18 protein-coding genes and 2 pseudogenes are annotated in these 20,368 nt (G+C 58.6%); 9 read left to right on the top strand and 11 right to left on the bottom strand.

Annotated features, from left to right (window positions below; translation table 11 throughout):
* Position 1: 1 nt before the first annotated feature.
* From GHN92_RS16130 to GHN92_RS16115, 4 genes and pseudogenes are all read right to left on the bottom strand, one after another.
* Positions 2-1,075, bottom strand: coding sequence for a microcin C ABC transporter permease YejB (locus GHN92_RS16130; protein ID WP_153380581.1), 1,074 nt, complete (start codon positions 1,073-1,075; stop codon positions 2-4).
* The gene (locus GHN92_RS16125) at positions 1,076-2,917 is read right to left on the bottom strand and encodes an extracellular solute-binding protein (RefSeq protein WP_095001703.1); all 1,842 of its coding nucleotides are present in this window, start codon (positions 2,915-2,917) and stop codon (positions 1,076-1,078) included.
* Entirely contained in the window at positions 2,914-4,719 is a 1,806-nt protein-coding gene (locus GHN92_RS16120) for an extracellular solute-binding protein (RefSeq protein WP_370688601.1), read from the bottom strand. Before GHN92_RS16120 ends, GHN92_RS16125 begins: the two co-directional genes overlap by 4 nt.
* Positions 4,720-4,899: 180 nt before the next feature.
* Positions 4,900-6,114 (bottom strand): annotated as a pseudogene (locus GHN92_RS16115) (transglycosylase SLT domain-containing protein); the annotation flags it as partial.
* Positions 6,115-6,196: 82 nt separating this feature from the next.
* Here GHN92_RS16115 and GHN92_RS16110 point away from each other — a divergent pair.
* Positions 6,197-7,375: an integrase core domain-containing protein gene (locus GHN92_RS16110; protein ID WP_372239751.1), complete on the top strand. Its 1,179-nt coding sequence runs from the start codon at positions 6,197-6,199 to the stop codon at positions 7,373-7,375.
* Here GHN92_RS16110 and GHN92_RS24200 read toward each other — a convergent pair.
* Complete coding sequence (locus GHN92_RS24200) at positions 7,291-7,584, bottom strand: lytic transglycosylase domain-containing protein (RefSeq protein ID WP_256666474.1); 294 nt, start codon at positions 7,582-7,584, stop codon at positions 7,291-7,293. The two genes, GHN92_RS16110 and GHN92_RS24200, sit on opposite strands and share 85 nt — an antisense overlap.
* A gap of 97 nt (positions 7,585-7,681) precedes the next feature.
* Entirely contained in the window at positions 7,682-8,461 is a 780-nt protein-coding gene (gene gloB, locus GHN92_RS16100; RefSeq protein WP_095025492.1) for a hydroxyacylglutathione hydrolase, read from the bottom strand.
* A gap of 109 nt (positions 8,462-8,570) precedes the next feature.
* Between gloB and GHN92_RS16095 the strand changes: the two genes are divergently transcribed.
* The 4 genes from GHN92_RS16095 (at position 8,571) to GHN92_RS16080 (ending at position 11,262) form a co-directional block, all read left to right on the top strand.
* Positions 8,571-9,329 (top strand): class I SAM-dependent methyltransferase, encoded by a 759-nt coding sequence (locus GHN92_RS16095; RefSeq protein ID WP_095001699.1) that lies wholly within the window; start codon positions 8,571-8,573, stop codon positions 9,327-9,329.
* 86 nt (positions 9,330-9,415) lie between these two features.
* A complete protein-coding gene (gene rnhA / locus GHN92_RS16090; protein WP_095001698.1) occupies positions 9,416-9,868 on the top strand; it encodes a ribonuclease HI in 453 nt (150 codons plus the stop codon).
* Positions 9,861-10,619, top strand: a complete 759-nt coding sequence (dnaQ, locus tag GHN92_RS16085) for a DNA polymerase III subunit epsilon (protein ID WP_153380577.1) — start codon at positions 9,861-9,863, stop codon at positions 10,617-10,619. Before rnhA ends, dnaQ begins: the two co-directional genes overlap by 8 nt.
* A gap of 67 nt (positions 10,620-10,686) precedes the next feature.
* Entirely contained in the window at positions 10,687-11,262 is a 576-nt protein-coding gene (locus GHN92_RS16080) for a GNAT family N-acetyltransferase (RefSeq protein WP_095001696.1), read from the top strand.
* Between the two features lie 53 nt (positions 11,263-11,315).
* On the opposite strand, the gene GHN92_RS16075 is transcribed toward GHN92_RS16080, so the two are convergent.
* Both GHN92_RS16075 and GHN92_RS16070 read right to left on the bottom strand, forming a co-directional pair.
* Positions 11,316-12,227 carry a LysR substrate-binding domain-containing protein gene (locus tag GHN92_RS16075; RefSeq protein WP_095001695.1) on the bottom strand — a complete coding sequence of 304 codons (912 nt, stop codon included), beginning with the start codon at positions 12,225-12,227 and terminating at the stop codon, positions 11,316-11,318.
* 171 nt (positions 12,228-12,398) lie between these two features.
* Positions 12,399-12,620 carry a hypothetical protein gene (locus GHN92_RS16070; protein WP_095001694.1) on the bottom strand — a complete coding sequence of 74 codons (222 nt, stop codon included), beginning with the start codon at positions 12,618-12,620 and terminating at the stop codon, positions 12,399-12,401.
* A 196-nt stretch (positions 12,621-12,816) separates the two neighbouring features.
* Between GHN92_RS16070 and GHN92_RS16065 the strand changes: the two genes are divergently transcribed.
* Positions 12,817-13,365: an NADPH-dependent FMN reductase gene (locus GHN92_RS16065; protein WP_095001693.1), complete on the top strand. Its 549-nt coding sequence runs from the start codon at positions 12,817-12,819 to the stop codon at positions 13,363-13,365.
* A 70-nt stretch (positions 13,366-13,435) separates the two neighbouring features.
* On the opposite strand, the gene phnX is transcribed toward GHN92_RS16065, so the two are convergent.
* Together phnX and GHN92_RS16055 are read right to left on the bottom strand one after the other, a co-directional pair.
* A complete protein-coding gene (phnX, locus tag GHN92_RS16060) occupies positions 13,436-14,263 on the bottom strand; it encodes a phosphonoacetaldehyde hydrolase (RefSeq protein WP_095001692.1) in 828 nt (275 codons plus the stop codon).
* 72 nt (positions 14,264-14,335) lie between these two features.
* Positions 14,336-15,445 carry a 2-aminoethylphosphonate--pyruvate transaminase gene (locus tag GHN92_RS16055; protein WP_095001691.1) on the bottom strand — a complete coding sequence of 370 codons (1,110 nt, stop codon included), beginning with the start codon at positions 15,443-15,445 and terminating at the stop codon, positions 14,336-14,338.
* A 113-nt stretch (positions 15,446-15,558) separates the two neighbouring features.
* Here GHN92_RS16055 and GHN92_RS16050 point away from each other — a divergent pair, with 113 nt between their 5' ends.
* Positions 15,559-16,416, top strand: a complete 858-nt coding sequence (locus tag GHN92_RS16050; protein ID WP_133144186.1) for a LysR substrate-binding domain-containing protein — start codon at positions 15,559-15,561, stop codon at positions 16,414-16,416.
* A 44-nt stretch (positions 16,417-16,460) separates the two neighbouring features.
* On the opposite strand, the gene GHN92_RS16045 is transcribed toward GHN92_RS16050, so the two are convergent.
* Entirely contained in the window at positions 16,461-17,330 is an 870-nt protein-coding gene (locus GHN92_RS16045) for a LysR substrate-binding domain-containing protein (RefSeq protein WP_133144185.1), read from the bottom strand.
* A 291-nt stretch (positions 17,331-17,621) separates the two neighbouring features.
* Here GHN92_RS16045 and GHN92_RS16040 point away from each other — a divergent pair, with 291 nt between their 5' ends.
* Both GHN92_RS16040 and GHN92_RS16035 read left to right on the top strand, forming a co-directional pair.
* The gene (locus GHN92_RS16040; protein WP_095020900.1) at positions 17,622-18,947 is read left to right on the top strand and encodes an MFS transporter; all 1,326 of its coding nucleotides are present in this window, start codon (positions 17,622-17,624) and stop codon (positions 18,945-18,947) included.
* Between the two features lie 15 nt (positions 18,948-18,962).
* Positions 18,963-20,338 (top strand): annotated as a pseudogene (locus tag GHN92_RS16035) (FAD-dependent oxidoreductase).
* Positions 20,339-20,368 lie beyond the last annotated feature (30 nt).

The raw sequence follows: 20,368 nt of genomic DNA, 5'->3' as shown, positions 1-20,368 counted from the left end.
CTCAATGCTCCCTGCTTTCAAAGTCGATACGCGGATCGACCAGGGTGTATGAGAGGTCACCGATCAGCTTCAACACCAGCCCGACCAGCGTAAAGATAAACAGGGTGCCGAAGACAACCGGGTAGTCGCGATTGATAGCAGCCTCGAAACTCATCAGGCCCAGGCCATCGAGGGAGAAAATCACTTCGACCAGCAGTGAGCCGGTAAAGAAAATTCCGATAAAGGCCGACGGGAAACCGGCAATAACCAGCAGCATGGCATTGCGGAACACATGGCCATAGAGCACCCGGTGGTTGGTCAGGCCCTTGGCTTTGGCAGTGACGACATACTGTTTGTTGATCTCGTCGAGAAAGCTGTTTTTGGTCAGCAGGGTCATGGTGGCGAAGTTGCCGATAACCAGTGCCGTAACGGGCAATGCCAGATGCCAGAAGTAATCGAGAATCTTGCCGCCCAGGCTCAGTTCGTCAAAGTTGTTGGACGTCAGGCCGCGCAGGGGGAACCAGTCCAGGTAACTGCCCCCGGCAAACAGCACGATCAGCAGGATGGCAAACAGAAAGGCCGGGATGGCGTAGCCGATGATGATCAGTGAACTGGTCCAGACATCAAAGTGGCTGCCGTGGCGCGTGGCCTTGGCGATCCCCAGGGGGATCGACACCAGGTACATGATCAGGGTGCTCCACAACCCCAGCGAGATGGAGACCGGCATTTTCTCCTTGATCAGGTCGATGACCTTGGCGTCGCGGAAGAAGCTTTCGCCGAAGTCCAGTCGGGCGTAGTTTTTAATCATGATCCACAGGCGTTCCGGCGCCGACTTGTCGAAACCGTACATCTTTTCGATTTCCTTGATCAGTTCCGGATCCAGCCCTTGGGCGCCACGGTAGTTGGAGCCCGCCACCGACACTTCCGAACCACCACCGGCGATGCGGCTGGTGGCGCCGTCAAAGCCTTCGAGCTTGGCGATCATCTGTTCAACCGGGCCGCCGGGGGCCGCCTGGATAATGATGAAGTTAATCAACAGAATCCCGAACAGTGTCGGAATGATCAGCAGCAGTCGCCTGAAAATATAAGCCAGCATTTAAGGCTCCTGGCTCGCGCTTGAAGGTTTGGTAGAGGGTGCAGGTTTTGCGTCAGGTTTGGCCCACCAGGTGTTGGTGCCGATATCGTATTTGGGCGTAACTTCGGGATGGCCGATATGGTTCGAGTAGGCCACGCGCCAGGTTTTGATATGCCAGTTGGGGATCACGTAGAAGCCCCACTGCAACACACGGTCCAGCGCCCTGGCATGGTTGATCAGGCTTTGCCGTGACTCGGCGTTGATCAGGCCCTCGGTCAACTGGTCGATGGCCGGGTCCTTGAGGCCGATAAAGTTTCGGCTGCCGGGTTTGTCGATACTTTGTGATTCCCAGTACTCGCGCTGCTCGCTGCCGGGTGAGCTGGACTGCGGGAAGCTGCCGACAATCATGTCGTAATCCCTTGAGCGCAGGCGGTTGAGGTATTGGGAGGTGTCGACCCGGCGAATCTGCAAATCGATGCCCAGGTCGCTGAGGTTGCGCTTGAACGGCAGAAGGATGCGCTCGAATTCGGTTTGTGCCAGCAAGAATTCGATCTTCACCGGCTTGCCCTGGGCGTCGACCATCTTGTCATCGACGATGCGCCAGCCGGCGTCTTGCAGCAGTTGGTAGGCGCGGCGCTGTTGCTCGCGAATCATGCCGCTGGCGTCGGTGACGCTGGGTTTGAACACCTGGCTGAACGCCTGCTCGGGAATCTGGCCGCGCAAGGGCTCCAGAATGGCCAGTTCAGCTTCGGTCGGCGGCGCCTTGGCGGCCATTTCCGAGTTTTCGAAGTAGCTGCCAGTGCGCGCATAGGCACCGTTGAAGAGTTGCTTGTTGGCCCATTCAAAGTCGAACAGCAGGCTTAGTGCCTCGCGTACGCGCACATCCTGGAACATTGGCCTGCGCAGGTTGAAGACAAATCCCTGCATGCCTGTTGGATTGTGGTTGCGGATTTCTTCTTTTTTCAGGCGGCCCTGAGTAAATGCCGGAGAGTTGTAGGCTCCGGCCCAGTTTTTGGCGCTGATCTCCAGCCAGTAATCAAACTGACCGGCCTTGAGGGCTTCGAAGGCAACGCTGTTGTCGCGAAAGTAATCGACCGTGATGGCATCAAAATTGTACAGGCCCTTGTTGATGGGCAGGTCCTTGCCCCAGTAGTCCTTGTTGCGCTCGTAGCGGATCGAGCGCCCGGGCTTGATCTCGGCGATGGTGTAGGGGCCGCTGCCGGGCGGGATTTCCAGGTTGCCCTTGTTGAAGTCGCGGGTTTCCCACCAGTGCTTGGGCAGAACCGGGAGCTGGCCAAGGATTAGCGGCAGTTCGCGGTTTTTGTTGTGCTTGAAGGTGAATTTCACTTGCAGTGGGTTTTCCGCGATGGCCTGGTCGACATCGCTGTAATAACCCTTGTACAGCGGCGAGCCACTTTTCATCAGGGTATCGAAGCTGAACACGACATCTTCGGCGCGAATCGGATGGCCATCGCTGAACTTCGCTTCCGGGCGCAGGTAAAACCGCACCCAGCTGTTATCCGGGGCTTTCTCGATTTTCCCGGCAATCAGGCCGTAGGACGTAAAAGGCTCGTCGAGGGTTTGCCGGGCCAGGGTATCGAAGGTCAGATCAATGTCGTCGGCTGGCACGCCTTTATTGATAAACGGGTTGAGGCTGTCAAAGCTGCCCAGCGCAGACTTGCGAAAGGTACCGCCCTTGGGGGCTTGCGGGTTGACGTAGTCGACATGCTTGAAGTCGGCAGGATATTTCGGCGGCTCGTCATAGAGGGTCAAGGCATGCTGGGGAGCGGCCATGGCCGTGCAGGCAAAACCGGCAAACAACAAGCTGGCAAGGGGCTTTAGCCATGTACGCAAAGGCATCATTGTTTTTTCTCCGTAGGCTTAAGCCACCACGCGCTGAGGCCCAGGGTGTAGGGCGGCGTAGTCACAAAGGCGAACCGGTTGCGGTACGCCAGGCGGTGATAGTTCAGATACCAGTTGGGAATGATGTAGTGCTGCCAAAGCAACACGCGGTCCAGGGCCTGGCCGGCAGACAATTGCTCGTCGCGGGTCCGTGCGGCCAGCAGGCGCTCGAGCAGTTGGTCCACCACCGGGCTGGCTACCCCTGCATAGTTTTTGCTGCCCTTGACGTTGGCCTGGCTGGAGTGGAAGTACTGCCACTGTTCAAGGCCGGGGCTCAGGGTCTGGTCAAGGGTCATCAGGATCATGTCAAAGTCGAACTGGTCCAGGCGCTGCTTGTATTGCGCGCGATCCACGGTGCGCAGCCGGGCATCGACGCCAATGCTGGCCAGGTTCTCCACATAGGGTTGCAGGATGCGCTCAAGGTTCGGGTTTACCAGCAATATTTCGAAACGCAGGGGTTTGCCTTCACTATTGACCAGGCGCTGGCCCGACAGTTTCCAGCCGCTTTCATCCAGCAGTGCCAGTGCCTGGCGCAGAGTTGCGCGGGGGATGCCGCGGCCGTCGGTTTGCGGCAAGGTAAAGGCCTGGTTGAACAGTTCGGGCGGTAGTTGGCTGCGCCAGGGTGACAGCATCAGCCACTCATGCCCCTGGGGAATGCCGCTGGCCGAGAATTCGCTGTTGGGGTAATGGCTCACGGCGCGCTGGTAGGCGCCGTTGAACAGGGTGCGGTTGGTCCATTCAAAATCAAACATAAGGCCCAGGGCCTCACGGGTTTTGTTTTGCGCAAAGGTGGCGCGGCGACTGTTCATAAACAGCCCCTGGGTTTGTGTCGGGATCTGGTGGGTAATTTCGGCCTTGATCACATCGCCGCGGCGTACCGCCGGGAAGTTATAGCCATTGGCCCAGTTCTTGGCCTGGTGCTCGATGTAAATGTCGAACTCGCGGGCCTTGAACGCCTCGAAGGCGACATCGCTGTCGCGGTAGAACTCCACTTCAACCCGGTCGAAGTTGTATTTGCCGCGGTTGACCGGCAGGTTGGCGCCCCACCAGTTCTTGACGCGCTCAAAGACCAGTTGGCGCCCGGGGGTAACCCGGGTAATGCGATAGGGGCCGCTACCCAGCGGTGGCTCGAAGGTGGTGGCTTTGAAGTCGCGCTTTACCCAGTAATGCTGGGGCAACACGGGCAGTTCGCCCAGGCGCAAAATCAGCAACGGGTTGCCTGAGCGCTTGAAGACAAAACGAATTCGTTTGGGGCCCAGGATATCGACCCGCTGGACTTCCTGAAGATTGGTGCGGTACTGCGGATGACCTTCTTTTAGTAACAGGTCGTAGGAGAAGGCAACATCGTAGGCAGTGATCGGCGTCCCATCATGAAAGCGGGCTTCGGGTCGCAGGTTAAAGACGACCCAGCTGCGGTCCTCGTTGTACTCCACTGATTGAGCGATCAAACCATAGCTGGATGTTGGCTCATCGCCGGAGGGGGCATATTGGCCCGTACCGGCCATCAGGGTTTCATTGAGTTCATTGACCCCGTACTGCAGGAAGTTGGGAGTCGAAACCGGGCTGGTGCCTTTGAAGGTGTAGGGGTTGAGCGTGTCGAACGTGCCGAACGCCATGACCTTCAAGGTGCCGCCCTTGGGGGCGTCAGGGTTTACCCAGTCGAAATGGGTAAAGGTGGCGGGGTACTTGAGTGTGCCGAACTGCGCATAACCGTGGCTTTCGCTCAGGTTTGCGCTGGCGGTGAAGCTCAAGGCCAGGCAGATAAATAGCGTAAGGAGGGGACGCGTCAAGTCAGAGATCCGATCCAGGCATTGGGCTTAAGGTTTCCGTACAGTAACAGCTTGTATCTGTAGGAAAAAGGCCACGCTGGTAAGCACGACGGGCAAGCTGCGGCCTACTTTTGTGTAGGAATCAGCTTGCCCGCGGGGATGTCAGCGCTGTGCTTATCGGGGTTTGGAAACGGTCAGCATTTGCCCCGGCTTGAGGGCTTTTGCGCTGTTTGGATTCCAGCGCTTGAGATGCTGCATTTCAACGTTGAAACGCTTGGCAACCATATACAGCGAGTCGCCTTTCTGGACCTTGTATTGGGTCGGCTTTTTGCCCGAGGGCTTGCGTGTGTCCTGCATCACCAGGACCTGGCCGGCCTTGAGGTTGTTGCCGCTGAGTTTGTTCCAGTGTTGCAAGTCTTTGACATTGACCTTGTTGGCCTTGGCAATCAGGGTCAGGTTGTCGCCGCTCTTGACCCTGTACTTGCGGTTCAGGCGAGCTGGGGATGTGCTTGCAACCTTGTCAAATACCGGCTTGTTGGGGCGCAGACTGACCAGTTGGTCGGAGCTGAGATTGGACAGGCTGGCAGTCAACAGCTGGGCTTTGGCCGTAGGTACCAGCAGATGCTGGGGGCCATCGGTGGTGGCGCGCTGTTTGTAGGCCGGATTGAGCTGGAACATTTCGTCTTCGTCGATTTCGGCCAGGGCTGCCACGCGGGACAGGTCCATGGACTGTTTGATCTCGACCATTTCGAAGTAGGGTTCGTTGGCGATCGGGTTCAGGTTGATGCCGTAGGCTTCAGGGGCCAGAACCACTTGTGACAGGGCCAGCAGTTTTGGCACGTAGTCTTTGGTTTCCTGCGGCAGTGGCAGGTTCCAGTAGTCGGTCGGCAGGCCGAGCTTTTCGTTGCGCTCGATGGCCCGGCTGACGGTACCTTCGCCAGCGTTGTAGGCCGCCAGGGCCAGCAGCCAGTCGCCGTTGAACATGTCATGCAGACGGTTCAGGTAGTTCAGGGCTGCCAGCGTCGAGGCGGTAATGTCACGGCGACCATCGTAGGCACGGGTTTGACGCAGGTTGAAGTAGCGGCCTGTCGACGGAATGAACTGCCAGAGCCCGACCGCATTTGCGTGGGAATACGCCATTGGGTTGTAGGCGCTTTCAATGGCTGGCAGCAGGGCCAGTTCCAGCGGCATATTGCGTTCTTCGAGGCGCTCTACAATGTAGTGGATATAAAGGCTGCCGCGCTCGCCCGCATTCTCGAGAAACGACGGGTTGCTCGCAAACCACAGGCGCTGTTGTTCAATTCGGGGGTTGACGTTCTGGCCGTCCTGCAACTTGAAACCCTGGCGCATGCGCTCCCACACATCTTGAGGGGGGAGGGGGCTGGGCTTGGTACAGACCGGAGACATCCTTTACGTTTTAAACCGGAGACATCGTTTACATGTATTAATCATGGCCAGGAGGTAACTGGCCATGTCATGGAATCGAGAGTCCCCTATGGACCAAAAAGTCAGATTGATAGGCGACTGGCTGTCCGGCGCCTATTCAAAACATCAACTGGCATTGAGCTACGGCATTAGTCGACCGACCTTGGACAAGTGGCTGCAACGGTACGCCACTGCGGGCTTGGACGGACTCAAGGAGGCTTCACGCCGTCCACTCTCAAGCCCTTTTCAAACGTGCGATGCACATATTGCTGCTCTAATTGAGCTCAAGCATCAACACCATGACTGGGGCCCCAAAAAGCTGGTCAAGGTCCTTTCCAATCGCTATCCGGAATGTCATTGGCCGGCACCCAGCACGGCGGGGGAATGGCTCAAACGAGCGGGACTGGTCCAAGAGCGGCGCAAGCGCAATCGTCCGCCTACCGGCCCCGTCAAACTTCGCCCGGCAAACCTCCCCAATCAAACGTGGGCCGCTGACTTCAAAGGCGACTTTTTAATGGCGGATGGCCGACGCTGTTACCCGCTGACACTCACGGATCAGGCCAGCAGATTCATATTGTTGTGTCGTGCTCAGCCCAGTGTGGCTGGGGCCCGCGAGGGTTTTGACTGGGCTTTTCGCGAGTATGGTCTGCCTGACGTCATCAGGACTGACAACGGTTCACCCTTCGCTTCAACCGGCCTCAACAGGCTCTCGAGTCTGGCCGTATGGTGGATACGACTGGGTATCTACCCAGAGCGTATTCAGCCGGGGCGACCCGATCAGAACGGGCGGCATGAACGTATGCATCGCTCACTCAAGGCCGCGTTACTGAAGACGCCAGAAGCCAATATGGTCCAGCAGCAGTTGGCGTTTGAACGATTTCGACAGGAATTCAATCATGATCGGCCGCACGAGGCGTTGGGTATGAAAGTGCCGAACGATCTGTACGATAAATCGCCAAGGATCTATACAGGCTGGGTACCTCCTGCCGAATATGGGGCGGATATGGAGGTACGCAAAGTCAGAACAGACGGATCAATGAAGTGGAGGGGCAGGATGATCTTTTTGAGTGAGTCACTGGTAGGAGAGTCCGTTGGACTGCGAGAAGTGGACGACAACGTGTGGGACATGTACCTATGTAACTATCCACTGGGTAGGCTAGACAGCGGTGCAAGCCGGCTGTCCAGCACCCAGAAACGTAAAGGATGTCCCCGGTCTCGTTTGTAAAGGATGTCTCCGTCTGTACACTTCTGGCTGAGCCAGAGTGGATCCTGGGGAATGCGTTTGGCGATTTTAAGGCTGGCCCGCTCCGTGGTCTGCGCCGAATGATCCATGGACTGGCAGCCCGCGAGCGTGGCGCAGACAGCCACCGCAATGGCTTTGACCATGCGCGTCAATGCGTCTGAATTGATGGAGTTACCTTTAAATGACGACATTGTTTTGAAAAAAGTCAGGAAAAAATGTCGGGGGATTCTAGAAAGCAGGGGGGGCGCGGTCAACTGTTGAGAATTTTTGTTCTGACCGCGGCCGGTTTTAGAACCTGTCTTTCCAGCTGCGCAGGCTGGCAAAGACCGCACTGGGCGAGTCGTTGTCGCGGGAGTTCCACTCGTCAGCTTTTTCTTTAACAGATGTTTCGTGGACTCGCAGAAAGGGATTTGTGCGTAGTTCCAGTGCCATAGATGATGGCAAGCTGATACGACCTTCAGCCCGCCACTGCGTGACTTGCGCTACACGCGCGGCAATATCCGGGTTGTTCGGTTCCACGGCCTGGGCGAAGCGCAGGTTGCTCAAGGTGTATTCGTGGGTGCAGTACACGCCGGTGTGGGCGGGCAGCGCGGCCAGGCGAGTCAGGGAGTGATGCATCTGTTCCGGGGTGCCCTCGAACAGTCGGCCGCAACCCGCGGCGAACAGGGTGTCGCCACAGAACAGCAGGGGCGCTGTCGGGTCTTGGTGATAGTAGGCGATATGCCCAAGCGTATGGCCGGGTACCAGCAGGATCTGGAACTCCAGGCCCAGTACCTCGATGCGGTCGCCGTCGTTGAGTGCCACTTGTCGGGCCGGTATGGTCTCAAGCGCCGGCCCCCAGACCTTCGCGTTAGTGTGTGCGTGAAGTTGCGCGACACCGCCCACATGATCGAAATGGTGATGGGTGATCAGAATGTCGCTGAGGACCCAGTCCGGGCGCCTGGCCAGCCACTCCAGAACAGGCGCGGCATCACCCGGGTCGACCACGGCGCAGCGCTTTTGGGTAGTGTCCTGTAACAACCAGATGTAGTTGTCGTTGAAGGCGGGCAGGGCGTCGATCTGTAACATGGTGCAATTCCCAAGTGTGAAACAATGGCGCATCTTAGGGGCTGTTGACGTTTTATTGCGAGTCGCGTCGTCAGGGCTTGCGACAGATAAAGGGCGAGTTGGAGGAGCAATGACCGATAAAGCATTGGCTCAGGCTGATCCTGAGTGGCTGGCACTGATCAGTTCGGCGCGTGAGTGGCTGTCTGGCCCCCATGGGCAGTTGTTGCTCGAAGATGAGCAACGGGTGCTTGAGGACGAGCTGGGGCGCTTTTTCGGCGGCTATCTGGTGCATTACGGCCCTGCTGCCGACACCCCGCCCAAGGCCCCGCAGGTTCAGCGCAACGTACGCCTGGGCGCGCCATTACCGGGTGTTGAAATCATCTGCGAAGAACAGGCCTGGCCATTGTGCGAGCACGCTGCCGACGTGGTGGTGCTGCAGCACGGGCTGGATTTCTGTCTGTCGCCCCACGGTCTGTTGCGCGAAGCGGCCAGCAGCGTACGCCCTGGCGGGCACCTGCTGATTGTCGGGATCAACCCCTGGAGCAGCTGGGGCTTGCGCCATGTCTTCGCCAAGGATGCCCTGCGCAAGGCACGCTGTATCTCACCTTCACGGGTCGCCGACTGGCTGAACCTGCTGGGCTTTGCGCTGGAGAAACGCCGCTTCGGGTGCTATCGTCCGCCGCTTGCTTCCAAAGTGTGGCAAAGCCGCTTGTCCGGCTGGGAACGCAAGGCCGGTAGCTGGCAATTGGCAGGTGGCGGCTTCTATGTATTGGTTGCTCGCAAAATGGTGGTGGGCTTGCGCCCTGTCAACCCGATGCGCCGGGAACCGATGGGCAAGCTGATTCCCTTGCAGATGGCCAAGGTCAATCGGCGCCACACAGACTCCTAAATTTATGTTGGGCCGGGTTTGCCCGGCTCAGGTGCTGGCCATTGCTGATGGTCAGGCCATAAGCAGCCTTACCTGGATAGTTTGCAATGATTGATAGCGTTGAAATGTTCACCGATGGTGCCTGCAAGGGCAATCCTGGCCCGGGTGGCTGGGGTGCCTTGCTGATCTGCCAGGGTGTCGAGAAAGAGCTCTGGGGTGGCGAGGCCAATACCACCAACAACCGCATGGAACTGATGGCCGCCATTCGCGGGCTTGAAGAGCTCAAGCGTCCGTGTGAGGTGCTGCTGGTGACTGACTCGCAGTATGTGATGAAAGGCATCACCGAGTGGATGGTCAACTGGAAAAAACGCGGCTGGAAAACCGCCTCCAAGGAGCCGGTAAAAAATGCCGACCTGTGGAAGCTGCTCGATGAGCAGGTCAGTCGTCACACCGTGAAATGGCAGTGGGTACGCGGTCACATCGGCCATCCCGGCAACGAGCGCGCCGACCAGTTGGCCAATCGTGGGGTCGATCAGGTACGGGGAATCAAGCATGCGTAGTGTTGTACTCGATACCGAAACCACCGGTATGCCGGTCACCGACGGCCACCGGGTGATCGAGATCGGTTGCGTCGAGTTGATGGGGCGCCGTTTGACCGGTCGCCATTTTCACGTGTATCTGCAACCCGACCGTGAAAGTGACGAAGGCGCCATTGGCGTCCACGGCATTACCAATGAATTCCTGGTGGGCAAGCCGCGTTTTGCTGAAGTCGCCGATGAGTTTTTCGAATTCATCAAGGGCGCACAGCTGATTATTCATAACGCTGCGTTTGACGTGGGCTTCCTCAACAACGAGTTTGCCCTGATCGGCCAGATCGATCGCGCCGACCTGACTCAGCACTGCACCATCCTCGATACCCTGGCCATGGCACGGGCCCGTCACCCGGGCCAGCGCAACAGCCTCGATGCGCTGTGCAAACGCTATGGTGTCGACAACTCGGGCCGTGAGCTGCACGGCGCCTTGCTCGACTCCGAGATCCTGGCCGACGTTTACCTGACCATGACCGGTGGCCAGACCAGCCTGTCGTTGGCCGGGAATGCTTCTGACGGTAATGGCTCGGGTGAGGGGTCGGGCAATCAGGCCAGCGAAATTCGCCGCCTGTCGGCGGACCGTCAACCGGGCCGGATTATTCGTGCAAGTGAAAGCGACTTGACCGAGCATGCGGCTCGACTTGAAGCCATTGCCAAATCGGCTGGCGGCCCGTCGTTGTGGGCGCAACTCCTCGACGCGAAAGGGCAGACGCTGCAGTAACCTGGCGCCTACCTGACTGCCGCTGCCGCTTATTGTCAGCGTCGACGACAGGAAAGAAGGATTTTTCATGCATCTGGTTATCAACCCCCAAGACCCTCAAGTCTCGGTACGCCTGGCCGACGAGGGTTTTGCGCCCTATGTCTGGTGCAACGATTTCAGCTTTGAAGTTCGTGCCTATGCCCGTGCCGACCGGCATAAAAAGGTCGAGCACTGGCCGCTGGAGCTGATTACGCCCTATCGCAAGTGCTACGGCATCGACCCGGATGAGTTCGCCAGCTACCGCGGTGGCAAGGGCAGCGACATCTTTATGGCGTACCTGGACAACCAGCCCGTGGGGCATGTGGTGGTAAGCACCCACTGGAACGGCTTTGCCCATGTCGATGAACTGGCCGTTATCGCGGGCGCCCGTCGCCACGGTGTGGCCAGGTCATTGCTGGAAGTGGTGAGGTTCTGGAGCCATAAAAAAAACCTGCCGGGGATCATGCTCGAGACCCAGAACAACAACCTGGGCGCCTGCCGGTTGTATGAGCGTTGCGGGTATCAGGTAGGGGGCATCGATGATTTGCGCTATCGCGGTATTGACCCACAGACCCGTGAAGTGGCTATTTTCTGGTATTTGATATTTGAGCGCAGGGATCTGTAGCAGTTGTCGAGCTCTGCGAGGCTGCGTTCGGCGGCTGCTACAGGGCTCGTGTTTTAAAGCACCACCAAGCCCTGATCCGCCAGCAATGCCTCGGCCTTTTGCCGCACGATCTCCAGCAAGGCATCCAGTGCCAGCCCGTGCCGGGTGCCTTTGCGTGTAAGCGCATAGAGCGTCACCGGGATCGCCGGTGAGATCGGGCACACATCCAGCCCGCTTGCCCTGGCACCCACTGCCGTGAACGGGTCGACCAGCGCCAGTCCTTCTCCCGCTTCGACCATGCTGCGCATCATCTGGTAACTCTGCACCTGAATCTGCACCACCGGTGCCGGACGCAAGGCTTGCAGCTTGCTGTCGAGCAGGCGGCTCAACGGGTCGTGCTGATGCAGGCCGATCATTGCCTGTCCCGCCAGCTCTTGCAGTGCGATGTATTTGTGCTTGGGTGACAACCAGCCATGAGGCGCCAGAAACTGCACCTTGCCTTGAACCAGTGGCTGAGATTCGATCCCGGATTGCTCCGATTGCTGCAGGCTCAAGCCCAGATCGCATTCGTCCATTAACAGACGGCGCACAATTTCGGCGCAAGGCTGGCTGCTCAAGGTTGTCGGGGTATCGGGAAAGCGCCGTCTGAGGGCGCCTATGCAATGAGGCAGCAGCGGTTGGGCCAGGGTTTCGCTGCAGGCTATGCGCAAGGCCGGTTCCTGATGCTGGCGCAGCTCGTTGCCCAACTGGCGCAGAGGCTCAAGTGCCTGGTACAGCTGATTGATAAGGGGTTGCAGCACAAGGGTGTCGCGGGTGGCTTGCAGCCTCCCGCGAATACTGGCAAACAGCATAAAGCCCAATTGCTGTTCGGCTTCCTGCAGCGTTGCGTTGAGGGTGGCCGTGGGCAACTGCAGCAATTCGGCAGCATGGCCGAGGTTGCCGGTTTGCAAGATGGCTTGAATCACTTCGATGTGGCGTAGACGCATACTGGTGTCCTGTCTCGCAAATACTGATCCTTTTTGACGGCGTCTGTTGTCGTCAAAAAGGATCGTAATCATGAGGCCGGACACCAGTGCCCGGCAGATGAGGTTTCAGCGTTGCGAAGCCTGATCCGTCTCTCATCCTTTGACTTCAACCTGTACGCCCTGAGTGGCAGGTCAGGCTGCGACGACGGGCGACGGGTCGCGAACCAGGATGACACCCGACTGCACCAGCTCGAAGTTGTTGTCATCGTTCTTTTTGACACGATCGCCAATGGCCAGTTTGTAGGTCATTACGGGTTGATCGCCGGTTGCTTGTGAATCTTCAAACTCATGCACGGAATAGACGCGACCTTCCGCATCTCTTGCATGAAATTGTCCAACGAGAACTGCCGCCATTTGTAGAGAACCTCTGGAGATAAACACCCAATTTGCGGTTCTGTAGACCGTTGTTCAGCAGGGGAAGTTTAACCATGTGAAAAAAATAGTCCCCCTACTTTACAGGCTTGCAGGCCGATAGGGTGAACTGGGGTGCAAGAAAGCCGTCCGATCATCTATAACTACTCTTCCTACAGCTACTGACTCGGGGTTTTCCATGAGCAAGGTCTACAGCGTTGCAGTGTTGGTTGGCAGTTTGAGGAAGGATTCCCTCAATCGAAAAGTGGCTCAGGCTCTGGCAGAGCTGGCTCCGCCAAGCCTGAAACTGTTTATTGTCGAAATCGGTGAGCTGGCGCTTTACAACGAAGACATTGATGGTGCGTCGCCACCTGCGCCATACACGGTTTTTCGCGATCAGATCCGCCCGGCCGATGCCATCCTGTTTGTGACCCCCGAGTACAACCGCTCGGTGCCAGGGGTGTTGAAAAACGCCATTGATGTCGGTTCGCGACCCTATGGGCAGAGTGTGTTCAGTGGCAAGCCGGGCGCGGTGATCAGCGTTTCGCCTGGGGCCATTGGTGGCTTTGGGGCTAACCATCACTTGCGCCAGTCGCTGGTGTTTCTCGATGTGCCGTGCATGCAGCAGCCTGAGGCCTATCTGGGAGGAGCCGGTGATGCGTTTGATGCATCCGGTAAACTGTCGGATAAAACCCGACCGTTTTTGCAGAAATTTATCGATCAGTTTGCCGGGTGGGTAGAGCGCTAGGACTACAGCAGTCGCAAGCCGCAAGTCAGAAACTTGCAGCTTGCAGCTTGCAGCTATCAACCTGCAGCTATCAGCTGCTCTGTGGCATCTCGCCCTTGGCCAGGCGCTGGTTGATATCGCTAATCACTGCGGGCAGGTCGCTGATGGTGTCGATCAGATAGTGGGGACGAGAGCCGGCGAACAGGGCGTGAATGCGGTTGCGTTCGCTGTCCAGGGTTGCCGGGGCCAGTGCCTTGTATTGTTCCCAGGTCAGGCCCAGGGCGTTGCCCGAGCACACCAGCGCCACGGTCCACATGCCGGCGCGGCGACCTTCAAGAATGCCCGGTACGGTGTCGTCGATCTTGACGCAGGCACCCACATCATCAATACCCAGCGCGATCACGTTGGCCAGTGCCTGGGCCGGCCAGGGGCGACCGTTAGGGACTTCATCGGTGGCCACGACGTGGTCGGCCACATAGCCATTGGTGGCGGCCAGTTCAACCACTTTGGCCATGACCTGCGCGGGGTAGCCCGAGCAGGAACCGATCTTGATACCTTGCTCACGCAGTTGGGCAATGGTGTCCAGTGCGCCGGGAATCAGGGCCGAATGCTCGGCGATCTTTTCGATCTGCAGCGGCATAAAGCGCTCATAAATCGCGGTGACGTCATCGTCGGTCGGTGCACGGCCAAACACTTTTTTATAGCGCTCGGTTATCTGCGGCTGATCACACAGGGTACGAATGTGGTCCCACTTGCCCATGCCCATCGGCCCGCGAGCTTCTTCGATGGACACCTGCACGTCAAACTCGGCAAAGGCTTCGACAAAAATCTGGGTTGGGGCGAACGAGCCGAAATCGACCACGGTGCCGGCCCAGTCGAGGATGGCGGCTTGCAGCTTGCTCGGGTTGGTGTAGTTCATGTCTGTTAATCCTGTAAGAGCGGGCTGTGCCGCACGAAGTAAATAGGGTTGTTCTAGCCTGTTCCTGCACCATCAAATATCGAAGACTTCCATTTCCTGCAGCACCTGGCCTATGGCGTCTACGGCTGCCTGCATCTCGGCCTGATTGACGTGGCCGATGCAGCCCACACGAAAAGTCTCAACCTGGGTCAATTTGCCCGGATACAGGATGAAACCCTTGGCCTTGACCCGCTCGTAGAACTCCTTGAACTGATAGCGGGGGTCTTTTGGCGCATGGAAGGTGACGATAATCGGCGCCTGGATAGCCTCGGGCAGAAAACTGCTAATGCCCAGTTTGGCCATGCCGTCGAGCAGGGCCTGGCAGTTGTTGGCGTAACGCTGATGGCGGGCAGGCAAGCCGCCTTCTTCGTTGTATTGCAGCAGTGCCTCGTGCAGGGCGGCTACCACATGGGTCGGCGGGGTAAAGCGCCATTGTCCGGTTTTGCTCATGTAAACGTGCTGATCGTGCAGGTCCATTGCCAGTGAATGGCTGTTACCGGCGGCATTGCCCAGGGCTTCTTTGCGGGCGAATACAAAGCCCATGCCGGGCACACCTTCGAGGCATTTGCCGGAGGCAGCGATCAATGCATCAAAAGGGACTTGCCGGGCATCGATCGGCAGGGCACCGAAGGAACTCATGGCATCGATGATCAGGCGTTTGCCGTGCTGAGCGATCACTGCGGCAATGTCGGGCAGCGGGTTAAGGATGCCGGTGCTGGTTTCGCAGTGGATCAACGCCACGTGGGTGATGCTCGGGTCTGCATGCAGCAGGCGGTCGACGTCTGCCGCCGTGGTGGGCTCGTCTTCAGCGGTTTCAAAGGTGCTGTAGCGACGGTCCAGCACTTCGCAGATTTTCGCCAGGCGTTTGCCGTACGCACCGTTGATCAGCACCAGTACATTGCCATCCCGGGGTACCAGGGTGCCGATGGCGGCTTCGACGGCAAAGGTGCCGCTGCCTTGCAGGGGCACGCAGTGATGGCTGTCGGCGCCGTTGATAATGGCCAGCAGTTGCTGGCACAGGCTGGCAGTCAGCTGGTTGAAGCTGTCATCCCATGAGCCCCAGTCAACCATCATCGCCTGGCGGGTACGCGCCGAGGTGGTCAGTGGGCCAGGGGTCAGCAGGATCGGCGCGGCAGTACTCATTCTGAATTCCTCACAAGCATGGGATGGCTACTTGGTACAGGACATAAATTGCAGTTTGTGTTGATATCAATCAAATTGTTTGTTGTTATGCCTGCCATCAGTGAGACTTATAAATGAATTTATTCCAGCTCCGTGCGTTTGATGCCGTGGCCCGCGAGGGCAGTTTTACCCGGGCTGCGGCCCGGCTGTTTATCAGCCAGCCGGCGGTGACCGGGCATATCAAGGCGCTTGAGGAGCACTACCAGATCACCTTGCTGCGGCGTACGGCGCGGCGGGTGGAGTTGACTGAAGAAGGCATCAAGCTGGCGGCCATCACCCGGGCCATGTTCGGTTTGGTGGATGAAGCGCAGGTCATGCTGGAGGCCAACCGCCAGTTGCTTACCGGGCGACTTGAGGTGGCGGCCGATGGTCCGCATCTGGTGATGCCGATGCTGGCAAGCCTGCGCGCACGTTATCCGGGGGTTACCGTGAATTTGCGCCTGGGCAACGCTCAGGAAACCCTGGCGGCGTTGCTGTCGGAGCATGCCGATGTGGCGGTGCTGACCGAAGTGGAGCCGCGCAAGGGCCTGACCTTGCGTGCGCTTAACGAGTCACGGATTTGTGCGCTGGTTCCCGCCAACCACCCGTGGCTGGCCTTGCCTGATGGCATCGCGATCGGGCAACTGGATCAGGTGATCATGGTGCTGCGTGAACCAACCTCGATTACCCGTCGCACTTTCGACAATGCCTGTGAGCAGGCTGGAGTCAATCCACGGGTATTACTGGAACTGGACAGCCGGGAGGCGGTGACCGAAGCCGTCGCTGCGCAGTTGGGTGTGGGCATTGTGTCGTCGGTGGAAGTCAGTCATGACCCCCGCGTGCGTGCGGTACCGATCAACGGCGCGGGGCTGGTCAATCTGCATATGCTCGGCTGCATGGAACGGCGGGCCGAGTTGCGGTTGATCAAGGCGTTTATGGAGCTGGCGGTGTGATTTGTGCGGGAATAACACGCGTAGCAGCTGCTACGAATGGTGTGTTACAGGTCTGCCCGCACAATCTCCAGAAACGTTGCCACTACCCGCCGTGAGCTCTGCTCCTGCAGGCACACCAGGGTTTCGGTCAGGCGCCTTTTGCAGTCGATGATGGGCAGGGCGCACACCCGGGAGTCCGAGCCAAACTCCGCCGCCGACACCACCCCCACCCCAATCCCGACCACCACTGCTTCACGCGCCGCTTCACGACCCTCTACCTGGATCGCGGCGCGGATACGCAGGCCGGCCTGGCTCATTTCTTCTTCCAGGGTTTGCCGGGTTACCGAACCGACTTCGCGCAATACCAGCGGTGTGTCATCCAGGTCGGCCAGGCAGATCGAACGGCGGCTTGCCCAAGAGTGCGTGCGTGCTACAAACGCCACCATCGGGTCGCTGCGCAAGGGCACGCTCAGCAGCCGGTCATCATTCACATCGCGCCCCAGCAGGGCCAGGTCTGCCTGGTAGTTGAACAGCCGCGCCAGACATTCGTCGGTGTTGCCTGTTTCGATTTTTACCGTGATCCCGGGGTAGCGCTGGCAAAAGCGGGCGATTTGCGGCAACACATGAACAGGGGCGTCCACCGCCAGGATCAGGCTGCCGGTTTGCAGGGCCTGGGAGTCCTGCAGTAACTCCTGGGCCTCGGCCTGTACCCCGAACAGGCGTTGGGTGATGCTCAGCAACCGCTCACCCAGGTCGGTAAGGCGCACCGAGCGCTTGTTGCGGTGGAACAGCAACACCCCGAAGCGTTCTTCAAGTTTTCTGACCTGATCGGAGATGGCCGGCTGGCTTAAAAACAGACGTTCGGCAGCCCGCGTGAAACTGCCGTGAACGGCGACGGCATGAAAGGCCTTCAACTGCGCATGGGAAACTGACATTGAAAAACCTCTTACAAGCTGAGCTTATGAGTGAAATACGATAAATCGATTTTACCTATTAGTCAGTAATTGCTTTGATCGACCTCAGCCCGGCGTTATGTCCTCGATAACGGTGGGTCGCGACACACTGATGTGCAGCCCCTAACTCCAACAAAAAACGGGCCGTTCAGGGTGTGTCTGTCAAATACGGCTCTTGTCTGAAGGGCGGTATTGAAGTGCTCAACACAATAAAAAAACAGGCGTTCTCTTCTGATTCTGCCGGCACATTCCACCTCTGAGGTCAGACCCGACATGAACAACTCCTTTGCCACCATCAAGCGCTGGCGCGTGCAGATTTTTGCCATCACCTGGCTGGCCTACGCGGCCTTTTACTTCACTCGCAAAGCCTTTTCCGTGGCCAAACTGGGGATTGCTGATGACCCCGGCTTTCATCTGGACAAGATGGCAATGGCCAACCTCGATGCCATCTATCTGGCAGCCTACGCCGTAGGGCAATTTACCTGGGGCATCCTCGCCGATCGCTTCGGCCCACGGGTTGTGGTGCTGGGCGGCTTGATCATCTCTGCACTGGCGGCGTTGGTGATGGGCACTTACGCCACCTTGCCGATCTTTGCCACCTGCATGCTGGTTCAGGGCCTGGCGCAATCCACCGGCTGGTCGGGGCTGTGCAAAAACATCGGCAGCTTTTTCCCCGCCCAGCAACGTGGGCGGGTGCTGGGGCTGTGGAGTTCCTGTTATGCCTTTGGCGGGTTGGTAGCTTCACCCTTTGCCGGGTGGTGGGCCTATACGCTGATCGGCAGTTGGCACGCGGCATTTATTTCCAGCGCGGCGGTGGTGGCGCTGGTGGCGGTACTGTTCTTTTTCTTCCAGCGCAATACGCCGCAAGATGTCGGCCTGCCGGCGGTTGAGCCCGAGCCGCCAATGAGCGCCGATGAAATCGCTGCCGAAAAGCGCATCAGCGTTTGGGCACCCTTGCGCGAGATCATGCGCAATCGCACGGTGCTGACCCTGGGTCTGGCGTACTTCATGCTCAAGCCGGCACGCTACGCGATTCTGCTGTGGGGGCCGGTGATTGTGTTCGAGCAAATGCCGCAAGTGGGCAAGGTCGGCGCCGCGATTATTCCTACGGCCTTTGAGTTGGCGGGTTTGCTGGGGCCGATCATGATCGGCCTGGCCTCCGACAAGCTGTTCGGTGCCCGGCGCATGCCCGCCTGCATTTTGAGCCTGTTGGCGCTGACCGTTTCCCTGGCGTTTTTCATGGGTGCACTGCATTCCGGCAGCGTGGTGCTGGTGGTGGCCTTGCTGTTTGTCATGGGCCTGACTCTGTATGGGCCTGACTCCATGATCAGCGGCGCTGCAGCCATTGATTTCGGCACCGCCAAGGCCGGAGCCACGGCGGCGGGGTTCGTCAATGGCTGCGGCTCGGTCGGGGCGATTCTGGGCGGCCTGCTGCCCGGTTATTTCGACACGGTCACGGTGTTTATCGTATTTGCCTGCTGCGCGCTGTTTTCCTCGCTGGTGCTGATTCCGCACTGGAACAGCCGACCTGCGGGGCTCAAAGCCGCGTGCCCGTTTGTGCCCAATCATCCATTGCTGATCAAGCCTTTACGCACCTGAGCAGGAGAATGACCCATGCGACCTTTTTGGCTGGAACAGGCACTGGCCCTGGAAAATGAAGCACCCTGCGAGGCGCTGGCGGGTGAAACCCGTGCCCAGGTGTGCATTGTGGGGGGCGGTTATACCGGGTTATGGACGGCGATCATGCTCAAGGAGCAAAGCCCTGAACTGGATGTAGTGCTGATTGAAGCCGATATATGCGGCGCAGGTGCCAGCGGGCGCAACGGTGGCTGTGCGCTTACTTCACCCTTGAGCGGTTGTTCGGGGTGGAGGAGGCCGTGCGGCTGGTCAAAGCCTCGGAACAGAGCATTTACGCAATCGGTGCATTTTGTGAGCGCTATGGTGTGGAGGCTGATTACCGCCTCGATGGCACGTTATACACCGCGACCAATCAGGCCCAGATCGGATCGACGGATGGCGTGATTGCTGCGCTGGAGCGCCAGGCCATCAACTCGTTCAGCAAGCTGGCGGTTGATGACGTGCAGCGCCGGGCCGGTTCTGCCCAGCATCTGGAGGGCTGGTTTTCTCCCGCTGCTGCCAGCGTACAGCCTGGCAAACTGGTGCGTGGTTTGCGTCGGGTGGCCTTGCAGCTGGGGGTTAAAATCCACGAAAACACGCCAATGACCGGGCTGGAAGAGGGGGCGCCGGCGCTGATCCGCACGCCTGGCGGAAGCATTCGTGCTGACCGCGTGGTGCTCGCGATGAATGCCTGGATGGCCCGGGCATTCCCGCAGTTCGAGCGCAGTGTGGCGATTGTCTCCAGCGATATGCTGATCACGGAACCGCGCCCGGACCTGCTGCAGGACATCGGCCTGACCAGTGGTGTCACCGTGCTCGATTCGAGAATATTCGTGCACTACTACCACAACACCCCGGACGGACGAATCATGTTGGGCAAGGGTGGCAATACCTTTTCCTACGGTGGGCGCATGCTGCCTGTGTTCGATCAGCCGTCGCCCTACGCCGGGCTGCTGGGCAAAAGCCTGGAGCAGTTCTTTCCGGCGTTTGCCGGGGTTGGGATCGAGGCGACATGGAATGGTCCTTCAGACCGCTCTGTCACCGGTTTGCCGTTTTTTGGTCAGATGAGCAGCCACGGCAATGTGTTTTATGGCTTTGGTTATTCAGGCAGCGGCGTGGGGCCTTGCCATATGGGCGGGCAGATTCTCACCTCGCTGGTGTTGGGGCTGGCCAATGACTGGACCCGCTCGCCGCTGGTCAACGGACCGTTGGGGTTTTTCCCGCCCGAACCCATTCGTTACCTGGGGTCGCTGATGGTGCGCAACGCCATTCGGCGCAAGGAACGGGCCGAAGATCATGGCCGCCGGCCTCGGCATCTGGATGTGCGCCTGGCCAGATTTGCCGCGGCGGCGGGCAAGGCTGACAAGGGTTAAGCAGGTATCAATTGGATTTTTTGGTCGATT

The sequence above is a fragment of the Pseudomonas sp. FSL R10-2964 genome (assembly GCF_009600035.1).
Lineage (GTDB): Bacteria > Pseudomonadota > Gammaproteobacteria > Pseudomonadales > Pseudomonadaceae > Aquipseudomonas > Aquipseudomonas bubulae.
Note: the sequence above shows the minus strand (reverse complement) of the source record. Positions and strands in the feature narration are given on the sequence as shown.